The organism is Dyadobacter endophyticus (assembly GCF_014641595.1).
In the GTDB taxonomy this organism is placed as follows: domain Bacteria; phylum Bacteroidota; class Bacteroidia; order Cytophagales; family Spirosomataceae; genus Dyadobacter; species Dyadobacter endophyticus.
This window is the reverse complement of the sequence record NZ_BMIA01000008.1, coordinates 36547-58113: the sequence shown is the minus strand read 5'-3', so window position 1 is coordinate 58113 and position 21567 is coordinate 36547. Positions and strand designations below refer to the sequence as shown.

19 protein-coding genes are annotated in these 21567 nt (G+C 50.0%); 7 read left to right on the top strand and 12 right to left on the bottom strand.

Features of this window, described 5'->3' with window-relative positions; all coding sequences use genetic code 11:
• Positions 1-15: 15 nt before the first annotated feature.
• Positions 16-1503 carry a MocR-like pyridoxine biosynthesis transcription factor PdxR gene (pdxR, locus tag IEY24_RS31505; RefSeq protein WP_188939276.1) on the bottom strand — a complete coding sequence of 496 codons (1488 nt, stop codon included), beginning with the start codon at positions 1501-1503 and terminating at the stop codon, positions 16-18.
• Between the two features lie 119 nt (positions 1504-1622).
• Between pdxR and IEY24_RS31500 the strand changes: the two genes are divergently transcribed.
• The gene (locus IEY24_RS31500) at positions 1623-3572 is read left to right on the top strand and encodes a TonB-dependent receptor plug domain-containing protein (protein ID WP_188939275.1); all 1950 of its coding nucleotides are present in this window, start codon (positions 1623-1625) and stop codon (positions 3570-3572) included.
• Between the two features lie 54 nt (positions 3573-3626).
• Complete coding sequence (locus tag IEY24_RS31495; RefSeq protein ID WP_188939274.1) at positions 3627-4400, top strand: alpha/beta hydrolase; 774 nt, start codon at positions 3627-3629, stop codon at positions 4398-4400.
• Here the strand turns inward: IEY24_RS31495 and IEY24_RS31490 are convergent.
• From IEY24_RS31490 to IEY24_RS31470, 5 genes are all read right to left on the bottom strand, one after another.
• Entirely contained in the window at positions 4375-5364 is a 990-nt protein-coding gene (locus IEY24_RS31490; RefSeq protein WP_188939273.1) for an NAD(P)H-quinone oxidoreductase, read from the bottom strand. The genes IEY24_RS31495 and IEY24_RS31490 overlap by 26 nt on opposite strands.
• On the bottom strand, positions 5361-5732 hold the full coding sequence (locus IEY24_RS31485; RefSeq protein WP_188939272.1) for a YccF domain-containing protein: 372 nt from the start codon (positions 5730-5732) through the stop codon (positions 5361-5363). Before IEY24_RS31485 ends, IEY24_RS31490 begins: the two co-directional genes overlap by 4 nt.
• A 49-nt stretch (positions 5733-5781) precedes the next feature.
• On the bottom strand, positions 5782-6447 hold the full coding sequence (locus tag IEY24_RS31480; protein ID WP_188939271.1) for a pseudouridine synthase: 666 nt from the start codon (positions 6445-6447) through the stop codon (positions 5782-5784).
• A gap of 292 nt (positions 6448-6739) precedes the next feature.
• Positions 6740-6976 carry a hypothetical protein gene (locus IEY24_RS31475; protein ID WP_188939270.1) on the bottom strand — a complete coding sequence of 79 codons (237 nt, stop codon included), beginning with the start codon at positions 6974-6976 and terminating at the stop codon, positions 6740-6742.
• A 49-nt stretch (positions 6977-7025) separates the two neighbouring features.
• On the bottom strand, positions 7026-8078 hold the full coding sequence (locus tag IEY24_RS31470) for a DUF3500 domain-containing protein (RefSeq protein WP_188939269.1): 1053 nt from the start codon (positions 8076-8078) through the stop codon (positions 7026-7028).
• Positions 8079-8223: 145 nt separating this feature from the next.
• Here IEY24_RS31470 and IEY24_RS31465 point away from each other — a divergent pair, with 145 nt between their 5' ends.
• The 5 genes from IEY24_RS31465 to IEY24_RS31445 all read left to right on the top strand — a co-directional run bounded on the left by IEY24_RS31465 (position 8224) and on the right by IEY24_RS31445 (position 14637).
• On the top strand, positions 8224-9570 hold the full coding sequence (locus IEY24_RS31465; protein ID WP_188939268.1) for a deoxyguanosinetriphosphate triphosphohydrolase: 1347 nt from the start codon (positions 8224-8226) through the stop codon (positions 9568-9570).
• Between the two features lie 108 nt (positions 9571-9678).
• A complete protein-coding gene (locus tag IEY24_RS31460; RefSeq protein WP_188939267.1) occupies positions 9679-10800 on the top strand; it encodes an FIST signal transduction protein in 1122 nt (373 codons plus the stop codon).
• Between the two features lie 3 nt (positions 10801-10803).
• Positions 10804-12144 (top strand): sensor histidine kinase, encoded by a 1341-nt coding sequence (locus tag IEY24_RS31455; protein ID WP_188939266.1) that lies wholly within the window; start codon positions 10804-10806, stop codon positions 12142-12144.
• 54 nt (positions 12145-12198) lie between these two features.
• The gene (locus IEY24_RS31450) at positions 12199-12606 is read left to right on the top strand and encodes a response regulator (protein ID WP_188939265.1); all 408 of its coding nucleotides are present in this window, start codon (positions 12199-12201) and stop codon (positions 12604-12606) included.
• Between the two features lie 27 nt (positions 12607-12633).
• On the top strand, positions 12634-14637 hold the full coding sequence (locus IEY24_RS31445) for a hybrid sensor histidine kinase/response regulator (protein WP_188939264.1): 2004 nt from the start codon (positions 12634-12636) through the stop codon (positions 14635-14637).
• Between the two features lie 83 nt (positions 14638-14720).
• Here IEY24_RS31445 and pdeM read toward each other — a convergent pair whose 3' ends face one another.
• The 6 genes from pdeM to IEY24_RS31415 form a co-directional block, all read right to left on the bottom strand.
• The gene (pdeM, locus tag IEY24_RS31440; RefSeq protein WP_188939263.1) at positions 14721-15362 is read right to left on the bottom strand and encodes a ligase-associated DNA damage response endonuclease PdeM; all 642 of its coding nucleotides are present in this window, start codon (positions 15360-15362) and stop codon (positions 14721-14723) included.
• Entirely contained in the window at positions 15352-17814 is a 2463-nt protein-coding gene (locus tag IEY24_RS31435; protein WP_188939262.1) for a ligase-associated DNA damage response DEXH box helicase, read from the bottom strand. Before IEY24_RS31435 ends, pdeM begins: the two co-directional genes overlap by 11 nt.
• A gap of 82 nt (positions 17815-17896) precedes the next feature.
• Entirely contained in the window at positions 17897-19069 is a 1173-nt protein-coding gene (locus tag IEY24_RS31430) for an ATP-binding protein (protein ID WP_188939261.1), read from the bottom strand.
• A 214-nt stretch (positions 19070-19283) separates the two neighbouring features.
• Positions 19284-19634, bottom strand: a complete 351-nt coding sequence (locus IEY24_RS33175) for a DUF5615 family PIN-like protein (RefSeq protein WP_188939260.1) — start codon at positions 19632-19634, stop codon at positions 19284-19286.
• On the bottom strand, positions 19634-19867 hold the full coding sequence (locus IEY24_RS31420) for a DUF433 domain-containing protein (RefSeq protein ID WP_188939259.1): 234 nt from the start codon (positions 19865-19867) through the stop codon (positions 19634-19636). The genes IEY24_RS33175 and IEY24_RS31420 overlap by 1 nt, the downstream gene beginning before the upstream one ends.
• 99 nt (positions 19868-19966) lie before the next feature.
• Positions 19967-21565 carry an ATP-dependent DNA ligase gene (locus IEY24_RS31415; protein WP_188939258.1) on the bottom strand — a complete coding sequence of 533 codons (1599 nt, stop codon included), beginning with the start codon at positions 21563-21565 and terminating at the stop codon, positions 19967-19969.
• Between the last annotated feature and the right edge of the window lie 2 nt (positions 21566-21567).

Sequence of the window (21567 nt, the reverse complement as noted above, 5' to 3'; positions counted from 1 at the left end):
ACCGCTTCCCGCGCATTAGCCGGTCTTTTCCAGGACTGCTTTCAAAATGGAAGTAGCCTCACGCAGCTCTTTCTCGTCGAGGCTGCCGAAGCCAAGCCGCATGGCACTGAGGCGGCCTGTCTGGAACAGCAACGTTTGCGGCAAATGCAGGTTCTCGCGCAGGCACTCCTTGCTTACACGCATGAGATTAATGTCACGCCGCCATTCGGTCCAGATCGCCAGGCCGCCCGGCGGGGCCTTGAATGTCAGATAAGGGCTGAAATCATTTCCCAGGAGCTCGGTAAACAAATCCCGGCGCTGATGGTAAACCTTTTGCGCTTTCTTGATATGGCGTTGGATTTCCCCTTCATCGAGCAGTTCGGCTAGTGCCTGCTCCATCATTAAGTCGCCCTGCCTGTCGATGATCCGTCGCATTTTTCCCAGTTCCCGGATCAAATTCCTCGGCGCAACCACATACCCCGACCGTAACCCTGGCGCCAATGCCTTACAAAATGAGCCCACGTAAACGACCATCCCGGCCCCGTCGGCACTTGCCAGCGGAAGCACCGGACTGCTGTTGTAGTGGAAATCGTAGTCGTGATCGTCTTCCAGGATAATAAACCCATACTTCACCGACAAATTCAGCAACTCCACCCGTCGCTCGGCACTCAGCGTGACCGTCGTTGGATAATGGTGATGCGGGGTGATGTACAGCATACGGATCGGTGTGTGCTCGCAAAGCTGCCGCACGGCTTCCACAGAAATACCCTGGTCATCGACGGGTACCGAAAGGATATTCGCCCCGGCCTGCTGGAAGATCATATTAGCAACGTAATAACTCAGGTCGCCCACCACCACATTATCGCCTTTTTTCAGCAGCAGCGTAGATGCCAGGTAAATGCCCATCTGTATGCCTCGCGTTGTGATGATGTTCTCCGCGCCGATGTGCAGGCCGCGGGTGTTGTTGAGATAAGTCGCCAGGCGTTCGCGGAACCAGATATTTCCTTCCACGTGCGAGTAGGTAAGGTATTTCCGGTTGTTACTTCTTCTCAAAACGCTGGAATAGGCCTTCGCGAGCTTGTCCATGGGCGCGAGTCGGACGTCCGGGAGGCCGTCGGTGAATTCCAGATCCACACGCGAAAGTGACACTGGCCGGTCGAGCAGCATACTTTCCTCGAATGCGAAGCCGGTTTGTTGGGGATATTGTTTCAGATCGGTCACGCTCGCCGACAAGGCACTGCCCTGGATGAGCGGGCTCTTCCGGGTCACGAACGTCCCTCGGTTCGGCAGCATTTCGATCCACCCTTGCGCGTCGAGTTCGTTATAGGCGGCCACGACGGTTTTGCGGTGCACATCGAGCATTTCCGCAAGCGCCCGCGTACCAGGTAGTTGCACACCCGTAACGAGTACGCCGCGTTGAATGGCGTTGATCATCTGGTGCGCGATTTGCAGATAAACAGGTGTCGCGGACGCACGGTCCAGCAGGATCACATTTTTAAAAGGTATTTCAACCGGACTACTCATAAGATTCAAACCGGAGCATGTAAACGGGCCGGCAAGATAGTAGTTTTGGGTGAGAAAATGGTGGCCTGCGGCCGTCGGCCGTTGGTGGTCAAAAAAACACAAATCGTTACCAATCCCCTATGAAGCAACATTACGTAATCACCCTTCTATTATCATTCATCACAAACCTGTCCCTGGCGCAGGAAATATCGCTTGACCCGGTTACCGTTACATCTTCACTCGTAGAAAAGCGTGCGTCGCAAACGGGCCGGAACATTGCGGTGATCAAAGGCGAATATTTTCAGCAACTGCCCGTGCACAGCATCGATGACCTGCTCCGCTACGTGCCCGGCGTGGAAATACAGGCACGCGGACCGCAGGGGTCGCAAAGCGACATCATTTTGCGCGGCGGTACCTTCCAGCAAGTGCTCGTGATCCTCGACGGTATTCGCCTCAACGATCCCAACACCGGACATTTCAACAGCTACATTCCCATTTCGCCTGCCGAGATCGAGCGGATCGAAGTTTTGAAAGGCGCTTCCTCCGCATTATACGGTTCCGATGCAGTGGGCGGGGTTATTCACGTAATTTCCAAAACTTTCGCGGCGCGTCTGGCCGGCTCCGAAGAAGGTAACAGCGTACAGAAAACGCAGGTCAACGGGGGGATAAGTGCCGGTGAATATGGTTTGTTCAACGCCAATGTGGGTGCCTTTGTCCAGCGCGACAAGCTGGCGGTTTCCGGCGGATTTCTTTCAAATAATGCTTCCGGCGTGCAGCAACGGGGCATTAAGGGCTATTTCCACAACAATACTGCCTCATTATCGCTGAGTTATGCCATTTCTCCCAGCTGGAACCTCGCCGTTCGCAGCGCTTACGATCACCGCGATTTCGCCGCCCAAAACTTTTATACGGTCCTCAAATCAGACACCGCCAGCGAGAAAGTCAAAATATCGTGGAACCAGGTAAGGTTGAGCTACCAGAAGAACAAAACAGCGTTTTCAATCGACGGGGGGTATAAATCCGTGCAGGACACCTATCTTTTCAACCCGCATTCCATCGCGAACAGCAGCAAATCGAAACTATGGCAGGGGCTTGCTACTTTGCAGCAGAGGCTTGCTTCCAGCACGAACCTGATCGCGGGCGTCAATTTCCAGCAGCGCAACATTAAGTCCAACGACCGCGGCGACCATACCCTGAATCAGCTAGCACCATTCGTTTCGGTTGTGCAGAATTTTGGGGAGCATTTTACCGTGACGCCTTCCGTACGCATCGATTGGCGGGAAAGCATTGGTACCGAGGTATCACCACAAATCAATTTGTCCTACAAAAAATCAGGCTGGCAACTGCGCGCGAGTGCGGGTAAGACCATCCGCGACGCCGATTTCACGGAACGTTTTAATAACTACGCAAAAAAATTGGTCACCGGCGGCAGCGTCGGTAACCCCGACCTGAAAGCAGAACGCTCGTTCAGCTACGAAGCCGGTGCCGACTGGTTCCTTACCAGCAGCCCTGCCACACAGCTCAAAATTTCAGGTACATTTTTCCAGCGCCGTCAGAAAGACCTGATCGATTACGTGACGACACCCTATGCGCAAATGCCGCGCAAGGACAACCTCTCGCCTACCGGCACATTCGGTCTTGCATTAAACATCGCCGAGGTGAATACCACCGGTTTCGAACTCGATATGCAGTCGGCAAACGCCATTTCCGACAACCAGAAACTGATTTTCAATGCAGGCCTTACCTGGCTCGACAGCGACAACAAGAGCCAGATTCAGTCATTTTACCTGTCGTCTCACGCCAAGTTCCTAGCCAATTTCTCGGCCATTTACCAGATAGGAGGTTTTTCGCTGAGTTTGAATGGATTGTACAAAAAACGGGCAGAGCGTGAAGCATTGGCCATCGAAGCCGCTATTTCAAAAAACTACTTTATTCTCAACGCAAGGGCTGAATATGCTTTCCTGAAACGACGACTGGCCCTGTTTGTACAAGCGGACAACGCTTTCGACAAGCACTACAGCGACGTTTTGGGCTCGGTGATGCCTGGCCGCTGGCTGATGGGCGGCGTGCGCTTTAATTTTGTGAAGTAGTGCGCGGCATTGTTTTTGCAGGAGTTCGTATATTCGACGTGAAAGCACCCATCTATGTTTTCGAGTATACGCAACTCCTGCTTTTTATTGGCATTACTTTCATTTTCCGGCCCACAGGCTGTCAGCGCGACCGATAACGCTTCGGTCGATGTTTCCGTAAAGAAATTGAATGTTTACTTCATCAGTGGCCTTGGGGCCGACGAGCGTGTTTTTACCAAACTGAAACTCGACCCGAGGTTAAATGTGAAGTATATCAAATGGGTCAGACCATTGAAGAAAGAGTCGTTGCAGCATTATGCAGCGCGGTTGAGCAAGCAGATCGACACGTCCCAACCTTTTCAGCTCGTGGGTCTATCTTTCGGCGGGGTTGTTGCTTCAGAGATTGCCGATGTCGTTTGTCCGCAGCAGGTCACACTTATTTCGAGTATGTCGACTGGCGTTCCGCTTTCGAAGTTTTATCAGATGATGATCCGGTTTTTACTGATGTCACCATTGTCGGCACCGCTACTCAAATCAGCCAACCGGTTAACTTACAGCTATTTTGGAGCAGATACCCCTGAGCTGAAAAAGCTGCTCAAACAGATCCTGCACGACACCGACAGCAAATTTTTAAAATGGGCATTGACCCGCATGAGTGGCTGGAACCGAAAAGAGCGTGTCGAAAACCTGTTCCACATTCACGGTACAGCCGATAAGCTGATCCCGATCCTCATTGTAAAACCGGATATCATCATCGAAGGGGGTGGACATTTAATGGTTTATGCCCAGGCCGATCAGATTTCAAAAATCCTCAACCACCGGCTTACGGCCATTGATTCAGCAGAATAATCTTGCCGATATGGTCGCTGGTTTCCATTAATGTATGTGCTTCTGCCGCTGCTGCGAGCGGAAATGTCTGCGCGATCACCGGTTTAAACAAGCCCTTTTCCAAAACCGGCCACACGTATTTTTGAATATCGGAAGTTAATGCCGCTTTGAAAGCGTGGTCGCGGTTTCGCAGTGTACTGCCGGTCACTGTGAGCCGCTTACGCATAATCAAGCCAAAATCTGCCTCGTCAGCGCCTTTGACCTTACTGCCTTTCATGGTATTGATAAAAACCAACCGGCCTTCCTCGCGTAGCAAGCGCAAGTTTTTGGGAATATAATCACCGCCGACCATATCGAGGATCACGTCCGCGCCCTGCTCCCTCAATGCTTCCTCGAAGTCTGAAGTTTTATAATTAATACTAATATCGGCGCCCAATGCCTCGCAAGCCGCGCATTTTTCATCCGAGCCTGCCGTCGTAAACACCTTTGCTCCGAATGCCTTGGCCAACTGAATGGCGGTAATGCCTATGCCGCTACTGCCGCCATGCACCAGAAACCGCTCTCCCGCCTGCAACCGCCCTCTCTGAAATACATTATGCCAGACCGTGAACACCGTTTCGGGCAATGAAGCGGCCTGTATATTATCAAAGCCCTCGGGTATAGGCAGGCAATGCGCCGCCTGTGCGAGCGTGTATTCCGCGTAACCTCCGCCCGCGAGCAATGCACATACGCGCTCGCCAGGCTTCCATCCGGTCACATCGGCGCCTGTCTGCGCTATTACCCCGGCAACTTCCAGCCCCGGAACGTCCTGCGGCGCTCCCGGCGGTGGCGGATAGTTCCCTTTTCTTTGAAAAACATCAGGCCGGTTTACACCCGCCGCATATACTTTAATCAGCACTTCCGAAGCGGCGGGTGCAGGTGTTTCACTTTCGTGAATTTCCAGCACTTCCGGCCCTCCCGGCTTCGTGATCACAATGGCTTTCATGAATAAATCTCTTTACCAAAAGGTGTAAAAGACAAGCTCATCAGTTTGAAATGCTGTTTCGCGAAAGGCAGACCGATAATGGTGATCGCCAGCAGTATCCCGAAAATCAAATGCGTAAGCGCGATCCAGATCCCGCCCAGGAAAATCCAGATGATATTGAAAACGGTCGATAAACAACCGATATTCCCAGGGACTTCCCGCACATGCTGACCGAATGGAAAGAGCGTCATAATACCGATCTTGAAACATTGAATGCCGAAAGGAATGCCGACGATCGTCAGGCAAAGCGCCAGGCCGGCGAGCATATATTCGATAAAAACAACAAATCCGCCGAAAATTAGCCAGATAATGTTTCCAATGAGGTTCATGACGCGATCAGTTAATGTGAATGTGGGCTAAAACTAATCCCGCAGGCAACTAGTATGCAGGATTTTCGATGGACGGCTCTACCAGGAAATCGTCGGACGAAATCGATGACTTCCAGTTTTCTATTTTCAGCAGCCTGAAAAATTCGGCCTCCTCTATTTCCCTAACCCCGCCAGGCGGCAGATCACCCAGCTCCAAATCCTCGATACTGGCGCGAATAAGACGCCTGCAACGATGATTAGCCTCCCGCACCATCTTCCTGACCTGGTGAAATTTCCCTTCCGTGAGCGTGATGTTCAACCAGGTATTCGGCACATCGGGCTGGGCTTCGTTTTGATGTGTACTTAAAATCGGGGGGCGGTCGATAATCTCGACTTGGCAGGGTGCTGTGGTGTAATAAACACCACCCTTCACGCGAATGGGAATGCCCGTCCGTAGCAATTCTACTGTTTCAGTCGAAACGATATGGCCCACATTCACCCAATAGGTGCGCTTATGCGGCACTTCGCCCTGGAAAAGCAGATTAGTGACTTTTTTATTGGTAGTAAGGATCAGCAACCCCTCGGAGTGGCTATCCAGCCGCCCCACGGCATGAGTCCCCTCAGGAAATTCAAAATCCAGCGCACCCAGCAACCGGACATCATCGGTGCTGACGAACTGCGAAACCATATTGTGGGGTTTGTTGATAATAAAGTAGCGGCGCGGTGTTGGAGTCATCGATGATTTTAAAATTCCCACTCCAAATTTTCCGGATCCTGACGACTATTCCAAATCGTCAGAATATGTATTTCCGATTCCGTTTCCTCATAAATGACAAAATAGTCGCGGACGATCTTAATGCGAACGTGTTCAACATCGGTTCTCTTACCGATTTAGGGATGCATGGCAACCAACTCAATAGCCTCTTTGAAAAGCTTGTTAAGCTTCCGGCTGTATGTTTTGGATTGGTTTCGGTTAATCCAGTATTCTAATATATGTTTTCGATCAGTGTGTGCTCTGGCGGACCAGATTACTTGTTTAGCCATTCTTCGATTTCTTTGTCGGCCTGGTTATTGGTAAGGTATGCCCCATTCTTGATTTGCTCCCGCGCTTCGTCGATGGCCACTTTTTGCGCATTATTCAGTTTGAGAGGCTCTTCCAAATCGGATTCTGTCGCCAACAACCGGTAGGCCTCGGCCAGAATATCCTCATTATCGATCTCCCTGATCCTATCAATCAACCGCTCTTTCAATCCTGTCGCAGACATCTTTTTCCTATTTGTTTACCCTAATATACGAGTTTTCCCATGCACTTACTCACTTCTTATGCCCCGCCTCATAATGCGCCTGCAATAAATCCTCCCCAAAATCACTGGTCAAATCCCTTACAACGGAGTGAATATGATTCCCGCCGTTTTGCGTGTTGTCAAATTCGATCAGGAACGTCGGGCCGTGGATGCGGTAGTAGTGGCCATGCCCGGTACCGATCTCGGGTTGCTGGTCGCCGAGCCAGGCGAAATGGATTTTGTCGATACCGTTCTTTTCGAGCTCGGCCCATTGCTGGTTTTTGAGCGTGACGTGGTACCGTTGCAGGTAGGCCATAATCAGTTTTTTGAATGCCGTTTTTTGAGCCGCATTCAATTCGCCCATCGCAACGCCTTCCATTTTGGCCAGCGAGGCTTTTCTTGCATTGGATGTAAATATCTCGTTAGGCGCTTTCGCTCCGAGATTTGCTTTTTCGAGCTGAGAGGCATCGAGGCTGTGGAGTAAATCGAATGCAAGGTCCTGCTCGGCTTTGAGTATCCGCTTGCCTTTCTGCGGAACGTCGGCCATTACCTGGCCTGGGTTGCTGCCGAAAAAGCTGGGTGTGTAGGTGACCTGGTTGTCAACCGACGAAAAGTGCAGCGACAAATGGTGCCCTTCCACCCGCCAGCCCCAGGGTTCGTCGCCCGGTGTGCCAAAAACGAGGAATGCATAATTTTCAGGATCGCGGTAGGTGTCGTTGGCGGGTCGGGATTCCACGACGCGCAGTACGTTTTCGAGATCAATGATTTGCTCGGCTTTGCTGTAACCCTCCTGGCTAAGCACTACGCGCACCATCTCCATCGCAGCTTTGCGCTGGGCAGCACTCATAGTCTTAAAAGTAATGCCCTTGCGGGCTCTCGGCGTAAAATTCCAATCGAAACGGGCCAGATCGGCATAGGGAAGAGCGGTTTCCTGTCGCTGTTCGGGGGTAAGGGTTTTCAGAAATGTAGTTACCGCTTCGCGCATTTCACGGGTTAGCGCTTCGTTTTTCTGGGCCGACGCCGGCGAGCCGGTCAAAGCGGTTGAAATAACCCCAAAAAACAAACACCATGCTAGCTTTTTCATATTGTTTCGGTTTGAAATAAATCCTTATCTATGACCCTATTAAAAGCGTGCAGGCTGCCGGTTTCTACCTGAAACCCGCAATAGCTACCTTTCCCTGCACATTTTCGCCGAAAGCCATTAGTTTTGCCGTTTATTCGAAATCAATATGATGAAGTGGGAACAATTGCTGTCGGCCAAACGCTGGGGCAGCGAAGACAAGTACAATTCAGATCCGACCGAGGCCCGCTCGGAATTCCAGCGCGATTACGACAGGCTGATCTTTTCTTCTCCCTTCCGCAGGTTGCAGAACAAAACACAGGTTTTCCCACTTCCCGGGAGTATTTTTGTCCATAACAGACTCACGCACAGTCTCGAAGTAGCAAGTGTAGGCAAGTCACTGGGGCGGATGTTTTATAATAATCTGAAAACCCGGAACCATCAGATTGACGACGAGCTGCCGCTGATCAGTGAGATCGGCAATATCATTTCGGCCGCCTGCCTGGCGCACGATCTCGGCAACCCGGCATTCGGGCACTCAGGCGAAGCTGCTATTTCGCATTACTTTACGGACGGCGATGGTTTGAAATACCAAAAAGAGGTCAGCGAAGCACAATGGGCCGATCTGACGCACTTTGAAGGCAATGCCAATGCGATCCGCATCCTCACGCATCCGTATGCGGGCAAGGGTTATGGCAGTTTTGCATTGACCTACTCCACGCTTGCCGCCATTGCCAAATATCCCTGCGAATCTCTCGCAGGACATCAGAAGGCGAATATTTATACTAAAAAATACGGTTTCTTCCAGTCTGAGCAGGCTGGCTTTCGAAAGATCGCCGCCGAGCTTGGCTTATCGCAGGTTTCGGAATCGCCGATGGTATACAAAAGGCATCCGCTCGTGTACCTGGTGGAAGCTGCGGACGACATCTGCTACAATATTATCGACCTTGAAGATGCTCACCGGCTCAAAATCCTGTCTTATCAGGAAGTGGAAGCGCTGTTGCTTGCACTTTGCAACGATCCGCGGATGCCGGGCCGCCTGGCGGAAATCGAGGATGATGACGCAAAAATCGGCCTGCTTCGCGCCAAATCGATCAGTACACTGATCGGCGCTTGCTCGGAACTGTTTATCAATGAGCAGGAAACGATCCTGAACGGCGATTTCAACGCAGGCCTGATCGACCGCATTCCCGAGCCCCACCGGTCGGCGATGAAGGAGATCGCCCGCATTTCTGTTCATAAGATCTACAACTACTCGTCGGTGGTGCAGATCGAAGTGGCAGGTTATAAAGTAATGGGTGGATTGCTGGAAGAATTCGTACCTGCCTACCTTAATAATAATTCACATTATACCCGTAAGCTGGTGGAACTTATCCCCCGGCAATTCATCACAACCAAAACAGACCCTTATTCCAGAATACAGACCGTCCTCGATTTTGTATCGGGCATGACGGACCTTTACGCCGTAGAACTATTCCGTAAAATCAAGGGCATTTCGTTCCCATCTATTTCGTAGTATAAACCGATTTACATTTGCATTGCAGCGTCAAGCGTAAAATTAATTCGTTCTCAAAAGTTTTATGTAAATTGTTGATCGAATTATTAGTCGCAACCACCTGTATCTATGCAGATTGAACAGTTTGTCTATTCAAATAGGCCGTCTGAAATCCCGTTCTCCTTTTCTCCGCAATTGCTGTTTATCTTCGGCGACCGCGAACTGCTTGAAACGACGGATATTCCGCGCCAGTTGGCATTGCAATATCCCGATGCCGTATTTTCCGGATGCTCAACTGCCGGGGAGATCGCCAACGAGTCGGTAAAGGATCACTCCGTCATTGTGACGGGTGTCGCTTTCGATCAAGTTTCGATCAAAAGTTCTAAAATCAGTCTGGAAGACATTGCATTCGACAGCTTTGAGGCTGGCAAGCAGCTCGTCTCGAAACTTCCGATAAAGGGTCTGAAACATGTCTTCGTCATATCCGACGGGCTGAAAGTAAACGGTACCGATCTTGTGAAAGGCATGACGGAAGGATTGACGGACGGAGTTACGATCACCGGCGGCCTCGCGGGTGACGGCTCCCATTTCGCCCGTACGATAATTATTGAGCCCGATGGAAAAGTCACAACGGAAAGTGTGGCGGCTATTGGCTTTTATGGTGAGAAACTTTCGATCGGCTTCGGCTCGCGCGGCGGCTGGGATAGTTTCGGGCTCGACAGGCGGGTAACCCGTTCTAAGGACAATATTCTTTACGAAATCGACGGGCAGCCTGCGCTCGATCTTTATAAATCTTTTCTTGGCGAAAAAGCAAAAGACCTGCCTGCCTCAGGCCTACTTTTCCCGCTGAGCATGCGCGACAATGAGGACCGCGTCCCTGTGGTGCGCACCATTCTGGGTATCAATGAGGAAGAAAAGAGCCTTACGTTCGCTGGCGACATTCCCGAAGGCTCGTTCGTCAGATTAATGAAGGCCAATAACGACCGGCTCATCAATGGCGCCGAGGAAGCGGCCCAGGAAGCGGCGCGCAGCCTTGATAATAATGCCGAATTTGCGATTCTGGTAAGTTGCGTCGGACGCAAGCTCGTATTGAAGCAAATGGTGGAAGAAGAGGTAGAATCCGTCTCCGAAGTGCTGAACGGACCGGTCATGACCGGCTTCTACTCCTACGGTGAGCTAGCCCCGTTCAACCGCGATTCGTTGTGCGAGCTGCATAACCAAACCATGACTATTACCACTTTCAGTGAATAACCCATGCAAACGCTCGAACTGACCGAAACCACTTATCACCGGCTCTTAAAACGGCAGATCAGGAAGTCGTTACCCCCTGAACTCGCCGATCATCCCGACATACACGACTTCTTACTAGCTGTAAATCAAGCATATACTGAGTATCAAGACGATCTAACGCGGATGGAGCTGATATTGGAACAAAGCTCCGGAGAGCTTTTTAAGGCCAACCGCGAGCTCAGCCGCATTGCACAGGAAAAGACGGAAGAAGCCGCGCTCACAAATAAAAGGCTCGAAGAGGTGGTAGACAGCATTTCGGAAGTATTGGTGCAGCTCGATCGCGACGGCAACTTCACTTACCTCAACCATGCCTGGGAAAGCATCACGGGCTATCCGGTAAGCGCCAGCCTTGGTCAGCGTTTTGCAGGCTTTCTCCCCACTTCCGAATCGAGGGAAAAGCTGGTTGAATTATTAAAAAACGAATCCACAGGAAAAGAAGAAACCCTGAGGATATTCACCGCCGACGGATTGGAGAAATGGCTGGGAATTTCATTGAGCCCCTATTTTGCCAACGGCGAGCACATCGGCTTCACGGGAACGCTTTCGGACGTGACCGCGCGCGTAACGGCCGAAATGAAACTGACCTCCTACACCCGCGACCTGGAACGGATCAATGCGGAACTTGATCAGTTCGCTTACGTCGTAAGCCATGATTTGAAGGCGCCGCTGCGCGCGATCAATAATCTTTCGGAATGGATCGAGGAGGATATCAGCCACATGCTGGAAGGTGAGACTAAGGACCAGTTCAGACTGCTGCGCGGGCGTGTACACCGGATGGAGAACCTGATCAACGGCATTTTGTCCTATTCCCGCGCCGGCCGGATCAAAACCGTGAAAGAGAAATTCCTGATCAGAAGCCTGGTAGACGAATTGTGTGAATCATTCAGTACCAAAAAACCGCTTTCATTCCGGATCGAAGGCGATGCGGGTATGGAGATCGAAGCGGAAAGAATTGCGTTAACCCAAATCCTGCAAAACCTGATTTCAAACGGTATTAAATATAACGATAAGGCGGAGATCAATATAACAATTGGCTGGAAAGACCTTGGCAGCCAGTTCGAATTTTACGTGGCCGATAACGGCCCCGGCATCAGCCCCGAGTTCCACGAGCGGATATTTGTCATTTTCCAGACATTGCAGGCACGCGATGAAATAGAAAGTACCGGCGTTGGGCTGGCTATCGTCAAGAAAATCCTCGACGAGAAACATAGCAGTGTCCGGATCGAAACGGTCATGGGCGAAGAGACTACATTCCTTTTTACCTGGCCAAAAAACGAAGCAAAAGACATCGAGCATGTCAGATAACCCATTTTAACTACTCAAATTAACAAAATGTCCTCTTTTTCTAACCCTGTTCCGATGACCATACTCCTCGTAGAAGACGATGAAGTTGATGTGATGAATGTCAAGCGGGCATTCAAGAAAAACAATATTTCCAACCAGCTCGTTGTCGCATCCAACGGAATTGAAGCACTGTCGTTACTCCGGTCGGAAAGTCAGGATTATCCCAAGCCGAAAATAGTATTACTGGATCTGAACATGCCGAAAATGGGCGGCATCGAATTCCTGAAAGAGATCCGGCAAGACCCGTCGCTAAGCTCGCTGTCGGTTTTCGTGATGACTACTTCCAACGAAGACAGCGACAAAATTGACGCGTTCAACCTGAACGTTGCCGGCTACATCCTCAAACCATTGTCGATGGACCGTTTTATTGCGGCAGTATCCACACTGAACAGCTACTGGACGCTTTGCGAATACCCCCAGTAGCAACATTTACCACTATAAACCTCCGCTATGCTCCCTTTATCCATCCTGCTTGTTGAAGACGACGATATCGACGCTATGAAACTGAGCCGTGCGATCAGCAAGGCCCAGGTGGAAATAGGGGAAATCAGAATATGTAAATATGCCGAAGAGGCGCTCCGAATGCTCGAAAAATGGACGCCCGGCTGCATTTTTCTGGATTACCAGCTGCCCGGAACAAACGGGCTGGAGTTGCTGAAAACCATCAAAGAGCGGGCACCTCACCTGCCTGTGATTGTGCTCACCTCACATGGCGACGAACGCATTGCCGTAGAGATGATGAAGGCCGGCGCACTGGATTATTTTCCTAAGTCTGAGGTTACTTCCGAAAAACTGACGAAGGTGTTCCATACCATGAGCCAAATGCTCGAAATGGAAAAAGGCCGGGAGGTAGCTGAGCACGAACTGGCTGAAAAAGAAGAATTTATCAATAAAATAGCGCTCCTGTCCCCTAATATCATCTACGTAATCGACATCGAGAACTGGGTCAATATTTTCCATAACAAACAGATATGGAAAATATTGGGCTATTCGGAATGTGAGGTGGAAACCAGTACGCGAAAAGGCCTTGCCCGGATTGTCAACGAGCAGGACCAGCACACATTTCGTGCACATTATAATCACATGCGCTATCGTGTGAAAGATACGGAAGTGGTCGAAAAGGAGTTCAGGCTGAAACATAAGGACGGCTCCGAAATCTGGATCATCACCCGCGAAGTGCCATTTAAACGAAATGCGAGGGGGCGCGTACAGGAAGTACTGGGAACGGCCATTGACATTACCGCACGAAAAATAGCCGAACGGGAGCTGATTCAGGCCAAAAAAGACGCCGAAGAAGCCACGCGCATCAAATCGGACTTCCTCTCGACGATGAGCCACGAGATCCGCACGCCGATGAATGCGATCATTGGCTTTACGGACCTGCTGCTTTCGAGCGGTTTTACCGGGCAGGAAGAGCAGTATTTGAAAACCATCAAGTATTCGGCTGATAATCTGCTCGTTATCCTGAACGATATTCTCGACTTTTCGAAGATCGAAGCAGGTAAGTTCGGGTTGGAAAACTTTGAATTCGACCTGCGTGAGAAGTTGGGTTACCTGATGAAAACTTTTGACATCCGCGCCAGGGAAAAATCCATCGATTTTACCTTCGATTGCGGCAGCGAAGTTCCACAGATCGTCATGGGCGATCCTTACCGGCTGAACCAGATCATGGTCAACCTGATCGGCAATGCAATTAAATTCACCGAAGAAAGCGGTTTTGTGAAAGTCACTGTGCATCTCGATAAAGATTACGGCGGTAACATCGACCTCAAAATAGCCGTTTCGGACTCCGGAATAGGCATTTCGGAAGACAAACTCAGCGTTATTTTCGACAGTTTTTCACAAGCGCACAACAACAATGCCGTACGTAATTTTGGCGGCACCGGGCTTGGTTTGAGCATTACCCGGAAAATCACCGAGCTCATGAACGGATCTATTTCCGCTCAAAGCACGCTAGGGAAGGGCAGCACATTCACGGTTGTCCTCAACTTCGGCAAAGGAAGCACCTCTTATGAAGAAGAGAAAACCGATGCGCGCTCTACGTTGTCCCTAAAAGGTTACCGCATTCTGGCCGCCGAAGACATCCTCGCCAACCAGATCCTGCTCAAACATTTGCTTAACAAATGGGAAGCCGAGTTTACGATCTGTAACAATGGAAAAGAAGTGCTGCATGCACTCGAAACCAGCGATTTCGACTTGATTTTAATGGATATTCAAATGCCGGTAATGGATGGTGTGACCGCCATGAAAAAGATCCAGAGTTCCTACCCGAGGCACCGGAATGTACCTGTTATAGCGTTTACGGCCGATACCTTCGCCGAAAAAACGCCTGAAATAGCCGCCTGCCATTTCAGCGGCTTCGTCACCAAACCCTTCAAAGCCGAAGAATTGATCCGTGTTATCAGCCAGTATTTGAAGGTGAATACGGGTGCGAAGCACGTGGCGCTCAGCTGAGTTTTTCGCAATCGTGTTTGCCTGGCAGCAACGGAGCCATTCCATTAGTTTAAGGCCTCGTTGGGAGCCTCCTTCATGCAAACCTAACACACAGAAAAAACCTTTGTTTCAGTGGTAATATAAATCTTCCGGTCGTCGGCCAGCCCCATTTGGTAGCCGCCTGTGAACACGCCGAAGCTGGGAAGAATGGCCTGGTGCTTGTCGATAACGAAACAGGGAAGCCTTACGCTCTGCCTGCCTTTTCCATAGGAGGTAAAAACCGGGTGCACATGGCCTGCAAAGATGAATTTAGCGGGATCAAACTCGACTCTTGGGTGGTGGGTAAAAATAAACACATCTTCCTCATAATCTTCCATATACACTTGCAGGTCGCATTCAAGCAACAGGCTCAAAGGTAGAATATCGTGGTTGCCCATGACGATAATCATTTCGATGTAATGATGCTCAGCGCGCCATTCTCGGAACGTTTCCCATTCGGAATTGTATTGGGCGTGGAAAAGGTCGCCCAGAAAAATGATGCGGGTTGCGCCGGTTTCTTGCACCAGCTCATTGAGTCGCTGGAAGTTGTTGGCCGCAGCGTTGTTCGGGATGGCGATGCCCTCTTTTCTGAAATGCGTCACCTTTCCCAAATGCAGGTCCCCGATCAGTAATGTTTGCGTTTCTTCCCAAAAAACCGCCCGTTGCGTCAATAATATAAAGTGGTTGCCTTTGATCTCAATCTGCATTACCGTACTGTTTGATCATTTTCTGGATCCTGTCGTCCAGTTTTTCCGAAGTTAATTGTTCCCTAAGCCTGTCCACCATGATCGGGAATGAAAATGGCGTCGGTCTGTCGGTGTTTTGTATGACTATTTTCTGATGTTCGATCCGGGCGAGCGCTTCGCGCATGCGTACTTCTTCGAGCTGATAAGTCAGGACTTCCTGATATGCCTGTTTGATGAGCAGGTTATTATCTTCATACTTACTCATCACAGTGAAAAGCAGCGAGCTGGACGCCTGCAACTGTCTTGTTTTGACATATTTGCCCGGGTACCCCTGAAACATCAATCCTGCGATCGCCGCAATCTCCCGGAACTTGCGCTTGGCCATTTCCGTCGCATTTACGCTCTGGTAAATATCGTCCACAAGATGCTTCGTCGAGAAAAGGTCCGTTTCGCCCAGAATCTCGGCCAGATCGATATACTGTTCACTTAACAACTCAAATCCGTAATCGTTCATCGCTACCGAAAACGTGATCGGCCGCAGCTGGCTGATGCGATAAGCGAGCAAAATCGACATTCCCTCATGCACAAGCCGTCCTTCGAACGGAAATATAAAAATATGGTATCCCTCGCGGGTTTCGCATTGTTCGATCAGCAGCTCGTTGGTTTTGGGAATGACCGATCGCTTCTCCTGCAATTCGAGCAGTGGCTGCATTTTGGCTAATTCCACTTCTTTGTGCGGATTTTCGATCGCATCGGCAAGACGTTCGCGGATGAAAGCGGAGAGCTGGGAAGATAGCGGCATCCGCCCTCCCGCCCAACGGACAAGATAGCCTTTTTTGCCTTCGGCCTTTTTTACTGTTACGGTCATTTCATGGATTCGTACAAATTCCACGCTCATGCCGGCAAAGAAGAAAACATCGCCGGCTTTCATCCAGGTAACGAACGACTCCTCAACCGCACCCAGATATTTACCGCTCTGCAACTTCACTTTCAGCGAAACCTCCGAAACGATGGTGCCCATGCTCAGCAAATGCCTGTGCGCAATACGGCGGCTCGTCACTACATAACGTCCATTCACCCGCTCTACTTTCTTGTATTCATCATAAACCGTAAGCGACGAGCTTCCCGTAGTAATATATCCCAAAAGCCACTCCCATTCCTCCCGGTTGAGATATTGATAACCATATGCATTGCGGACTTCCTCAAAAAGCTCCGCCTCATCAAATCCTTCACCCACTGCCAATGTGATCATCCATTGAGCCAAAACATCAAATGCGTGAGCAACCGGTGGGCGGTCCTCGATCATATTCTTGATCACGCCTTCCCGCAACGAAACCGCTTCGATCAGCTCCAATGCATTGGTAGGACAAAAATAAATCTTGCTTTCGACACCCGGCTGATGACCGCTCCGCCCCGCGCGCTGCACGAACCGCGCAATGCTTTTCGGACTTCCTACCTGAATAACCGTGTCTACGGGCCGGAAATCGACGCCTAAGTCGAGACTGGCGGTACATATTACCAGCTTCAAGCGCTCATCGTGTAATGCATCTTCCACCCAATCCCGGATCTCGCGGTCGAGCGAGGCGTGGTGCAGCGCCATAATGCCGGCAAACTCGGGATATTTCTCGATGATCGTGCGGTACCATATCTCTGTCCCCGACCTTGTATTGGTAAAAAGCAGCGTGGTACGGCTCTTGTTCACCACTTCCACCACCTTATCCACCAGCCTTATTCCCATATACCCCGACCAGGGCAACGTCTCCACCCTTTCGGGAATGATACTTTCCACGAGGATCTTCTTTTCGGTATTGGCCCGAACTGTCACAGCGTTTTCCTGTGGGAACTGCATGCCGAGGAGTACCTGCCGGGCTTCATCGAGATTGCCGATCGTTGCGGAGATGCCCCAAGTCTGAAGACTTGGATTGATGGTGCGGAGGCGGGCAAGTGCAAGTTCGGTTTGGGTACCACGTTTGCTGCCCATCAGCTCGTGCCACTCGTCGACCACAACCGTATGGAGGTTTTTGAAGAATTCCGATGCGTTCTTTTGTGTGAAAAGCATATGCAGGCTCTCCGGCGTGATAATGAGCGCGTCGGGCATTTGCCGTTTCTGCTCGTTGCGCTCGCGCGTGCCTGTATCGCCCGTGCGTATCCCCACACGCCAGGTGAGGTTCATTTCGAGCGCCGCCATTTCCATATTCCGGAAAAGGTCTTTCGACAGCGCCCGAAGCGGCGTGATCCAAAGTACTTGCAAGCCCTTTTTAGTTTTCAGCGTTTTTTTAGGAAGGGAATTGATATGCCTGATCAGAATCGGTAACCACAGCGAATAGGTCTTTCCGCTTCCCGTAGGCGCGTTTACCAAACCGCTTTTCCCCGCCAGGTAAGCCGCAGCAGCCTCCTTTTGAAAGGCCGCCCACTTCCACTTTTTATCTTTAAACCATTGCTCAACAATGCTATGTCCGCGGGATTTGGTCAAGGGAAGAGTTTTTGATTTGAATTAACTAAAACTGCTTTGTAAAAGCAATCCAACTTCTGTGCCACAGTTTTAGAATAACAACTTATACAGCCATTACCTCTTGCACGATATTAACGAGTGAAGTGGCCACTATGCCGTCGCCCATGGGAAATGTATCTTTCCCTGAATAGATCACAAACTTTTTATCTGGCTGAATATCCTCGCAGGCAATATGAAACCCTTTGGATAAGTGTGGCGCCGAGTTTCTTTTGATTTCTATCGCCCATTTTTTGCCGTCGGCAAATTCGAGGACCAGATCGACTTCTGCCCCACCCACGCTCCGATAGAAATAAGGTTGCATACGGGCGGGCGCCACACTCATGATATTTTCTATCACAAAACCTTCCCAGCTTCCCCCAACCACGGGATGCGCCAGCAGGTTATTATAGGTTTCTATACCCATTAAAGCATGTGTAATTCCACTGTCTCTCACGTAAATCTTTGGACTTCGCACCAATCTTTTGCCGGCATTTGAAGCCCATGGCTGCAATCGCCTCACAAGGAGCAAATCGACCATCAAATCCAGGTACCGGCTGATTGTCACGCCTGAAACGTCCAGATTTCTCGCCAGGTGCGCTGCATTAAGCACACCACCCTGGTTATGAGCGAGCATTGTCCAGAATCGCTCCAAGGTTGCTGCCGGAATCCGCGGACCGAGTTGTGGAATGTCACGTTCAAGATATGTTCGGATAAAATCCTGCCGCCATTCAAGGCTGTCGCGATCGGAAGCGGCTAGTAAACTTTCCGGAAAGCCTCCGCGAAGCCACAATGTGCTGACCTGTTGAAAATCCTCCGACGCATATTCTATGACATCAACAGGGAAAAGTTCCAGATAGGAAATACGGCCCGCGAGTGACTCACTCGACTGTTGAAGTAAATCAATGGAAGCAGAGCCAAGGAAAAGAAACAAACCTGACCTGTTTCCTTTCCGTCTCTCCTGGTCAATTATTCCCCGTAATTCAGTAAAAAGTTCCGGTATCCGTTGGACTTCGTCGAGAACGATCAAGCGTCCTTTATTTGCATCATAAAATGATCTGATGTCCCTTACTTTTTCAAGATCCAGGCGGCTTTCCAAGTCCAGGTATAGTGCAGGCATGGACTCAACAACGTCGAGCGCGATTGTAGTTTTTCCTATCTGACGGGGTCCCATCAGAGCTATCGAAGCGCTTTTTGACAGGGCCTCCTTAATTTTATTTTCAAGTCTACGCCTAATCATGTATGCAAATCTAACATTAAATATTAGATTTGCATATTTAATATAGAAAAAGTACTAGTAAATATTATTTTAAATACATGAATTTAAAATCTCCCGCAAACTCGCCAAACTATCCGCTTCCTCCGCCTTCTTATCCTTCCGCCACCTCAAAATCCGTGGAAGCCGCACGGCAATGCCCGACTTGTACCGCGTCGATTCACTGCCACGAAAGAACTCAGTAGGCGAAAACTTCGATTCCGTCTGGGGTAGCAATGATCATCCTTGCATCTTGGAGATGTATTGTGATCTGTTCCCAGTTGTTATGAAAAAAAGCGTGAAGGTCTTTAAGCAGCAAATTTCCTAATTTCAAGTGGATAACCTTTGCCGGTCGTTTGTCAAGCAGGCAACGATGGTAGAAATCCGAATCTTTCGTTACGATAACGAGTTCGTGTTCACATGCATATTGCCAAATGTCCCGATCAGGCCACTTTGCATTAATGTCGATCACAAACTCAAAATCAGGGGAATGAAAAAAGCTAAAATATTTAGGTAGATTAACGTCGATCAAATAGCGGCAGGCCGGCATCAGGCAGCAGTGAGGGAAAAATGCTCACCATCAACTGTTTTCGCAGCAAATTCGATACACGCTTTAATATCAGCTTCTTCCAGAAACGGATATGCACTAAGTATACTTTCAACACTTTCTCCTGCCGCCAGATACTCCAATATAGTTTTTACCGTAATGCGAAAACCTCTTATGATAGGTTTTCCATTGCAAATCGCCTCATCTATCGTAATGCGTTCGAGACTAGTGTTCATATCCTTAGTTTTAGCCCATTACAAAAATAACAATAAATAGAAGAGCAGAAAGTGGATATAATCAAATAACCGCGGGATAAGTAACTTATGATCAGCCGGTCATTTATAATTTCCCAAAATCTCCCGCAAACTCGCCAAACTATCCGCTTCCTCCGCCTTCTTGTCCTTCCGCCACCTCAAAATCCGCGGAAACCGAACGGCAATCCCCGACTTGTGCCGGGTCGATTCATTGATCCCTTCAAATCCGATTTCAAAAACCAGCTCGGGCTTCACGGTACGAACGGGACCAAATTTCTCCAAAACATTGCGTTTGATAAAATAATCTACCTGGCCGATTTCCGCATCGGTGAGGCCGGAATAGGCCTTGGCGAAAGGAACGAGCTTGCCGTCGTCGCCCCAGACGGCGAAGGTGTAGTCAGTGAAAAGTTCGGCGCGACGGCCGGAGCCTTTCTGAGCGTAAATGAGTACGGCATCGACACTCAGCGGGTCGGTTTTCCATTTCCACCAGTCGCCTTTTTTGCGTCCGACCTGATAAGTACCGGCTTTCCGCTTAATCATGAATCCTTCGGCAATATTCTCACGCGATTGCGGATGAAGGTGGCGCAGAGTTTGCCAATCCTGGAAGTCTATCAATGGCGAAAGGTTGAAATAGCCTTGCGCGGGTACATTCGCATGCAAGGCTTCCAACTGCGCTCGACGTTGCTCCTGCGTGAGCCCACGGATATCGACACCGTTCGCTTCGAGCATATCGTAGGCCAAAAATGCTACGGGTGCTTCTTCCAGCACTTTTTTAGACAAGTTTTTCCGGCCAATACGGGTTTGCAACACGTTGAACGGCATCGGCCGGCCATTGGCATAGGTCACGATTTCGCCGTCGAGCACGGTACCATCAGGTAAAACGTCGCTCAGGAAATGCAATTCGGGAAATTTTTCGGTGGATAATTCCTCCCCTCTTGTCCAGATGAAGAGCTCCTTATTCCTGTAAATGATCTGCGAACGAATGCCGTCCCACTTCCATTCGGCGAACCAATCACTCGCTTCTCCCAGATCCGCGACATCGCCCTCGATAGGATAGGCGAGAAAAAAGGGGTACGGACGCGACGCATTGTCGTTTTCTCCCTTATCGAGAATAAGTTGCTCGAAAGTCGTTCCTAGCGGGTCCCATTGCCCCATTACCCGATGGGCGATCACATTCGTATCGGTTTCCGTGGCCTCGGCCAATGCGCGCACTACCAAAGTCTGGGAAACACCGATCCGGAAACTGCCCATAAGCAGTTTATTGAATACGAATATCTCGTGCTGGGAAAGCTGCATCCAGGCCTGAATGATATGGTCGCGCTTCTGTTCATCGGTCATGCCAGGCAGCATTCCGAGGTAGTGAAACCACTCGGAGAGCGACTTATCGGAGCCACCAATGCTTGTGCGGGGCAAAAGCAATGAAATGGTTTCTCCTAAATCCCCCACGCTATGATAGCTCTCCTGAAAAAGCCACATCGGAATGCCGGCTTCTTCTGCCGCCCATTCCTTCACCTGCGTGCGATTGACTTTAAATGACGGCCTCCGTCCCGTGAACAATGTCAATGCCCACAGTTTATCCTCATCGGATGCGGTGAGGAAATAGTTTTTCAGCAAATCTACCTTCGCATTCGTTTTGTTCGTGCGATCGAGGTTCATAAAGAGGTCTGCAAACTGTTTCATAA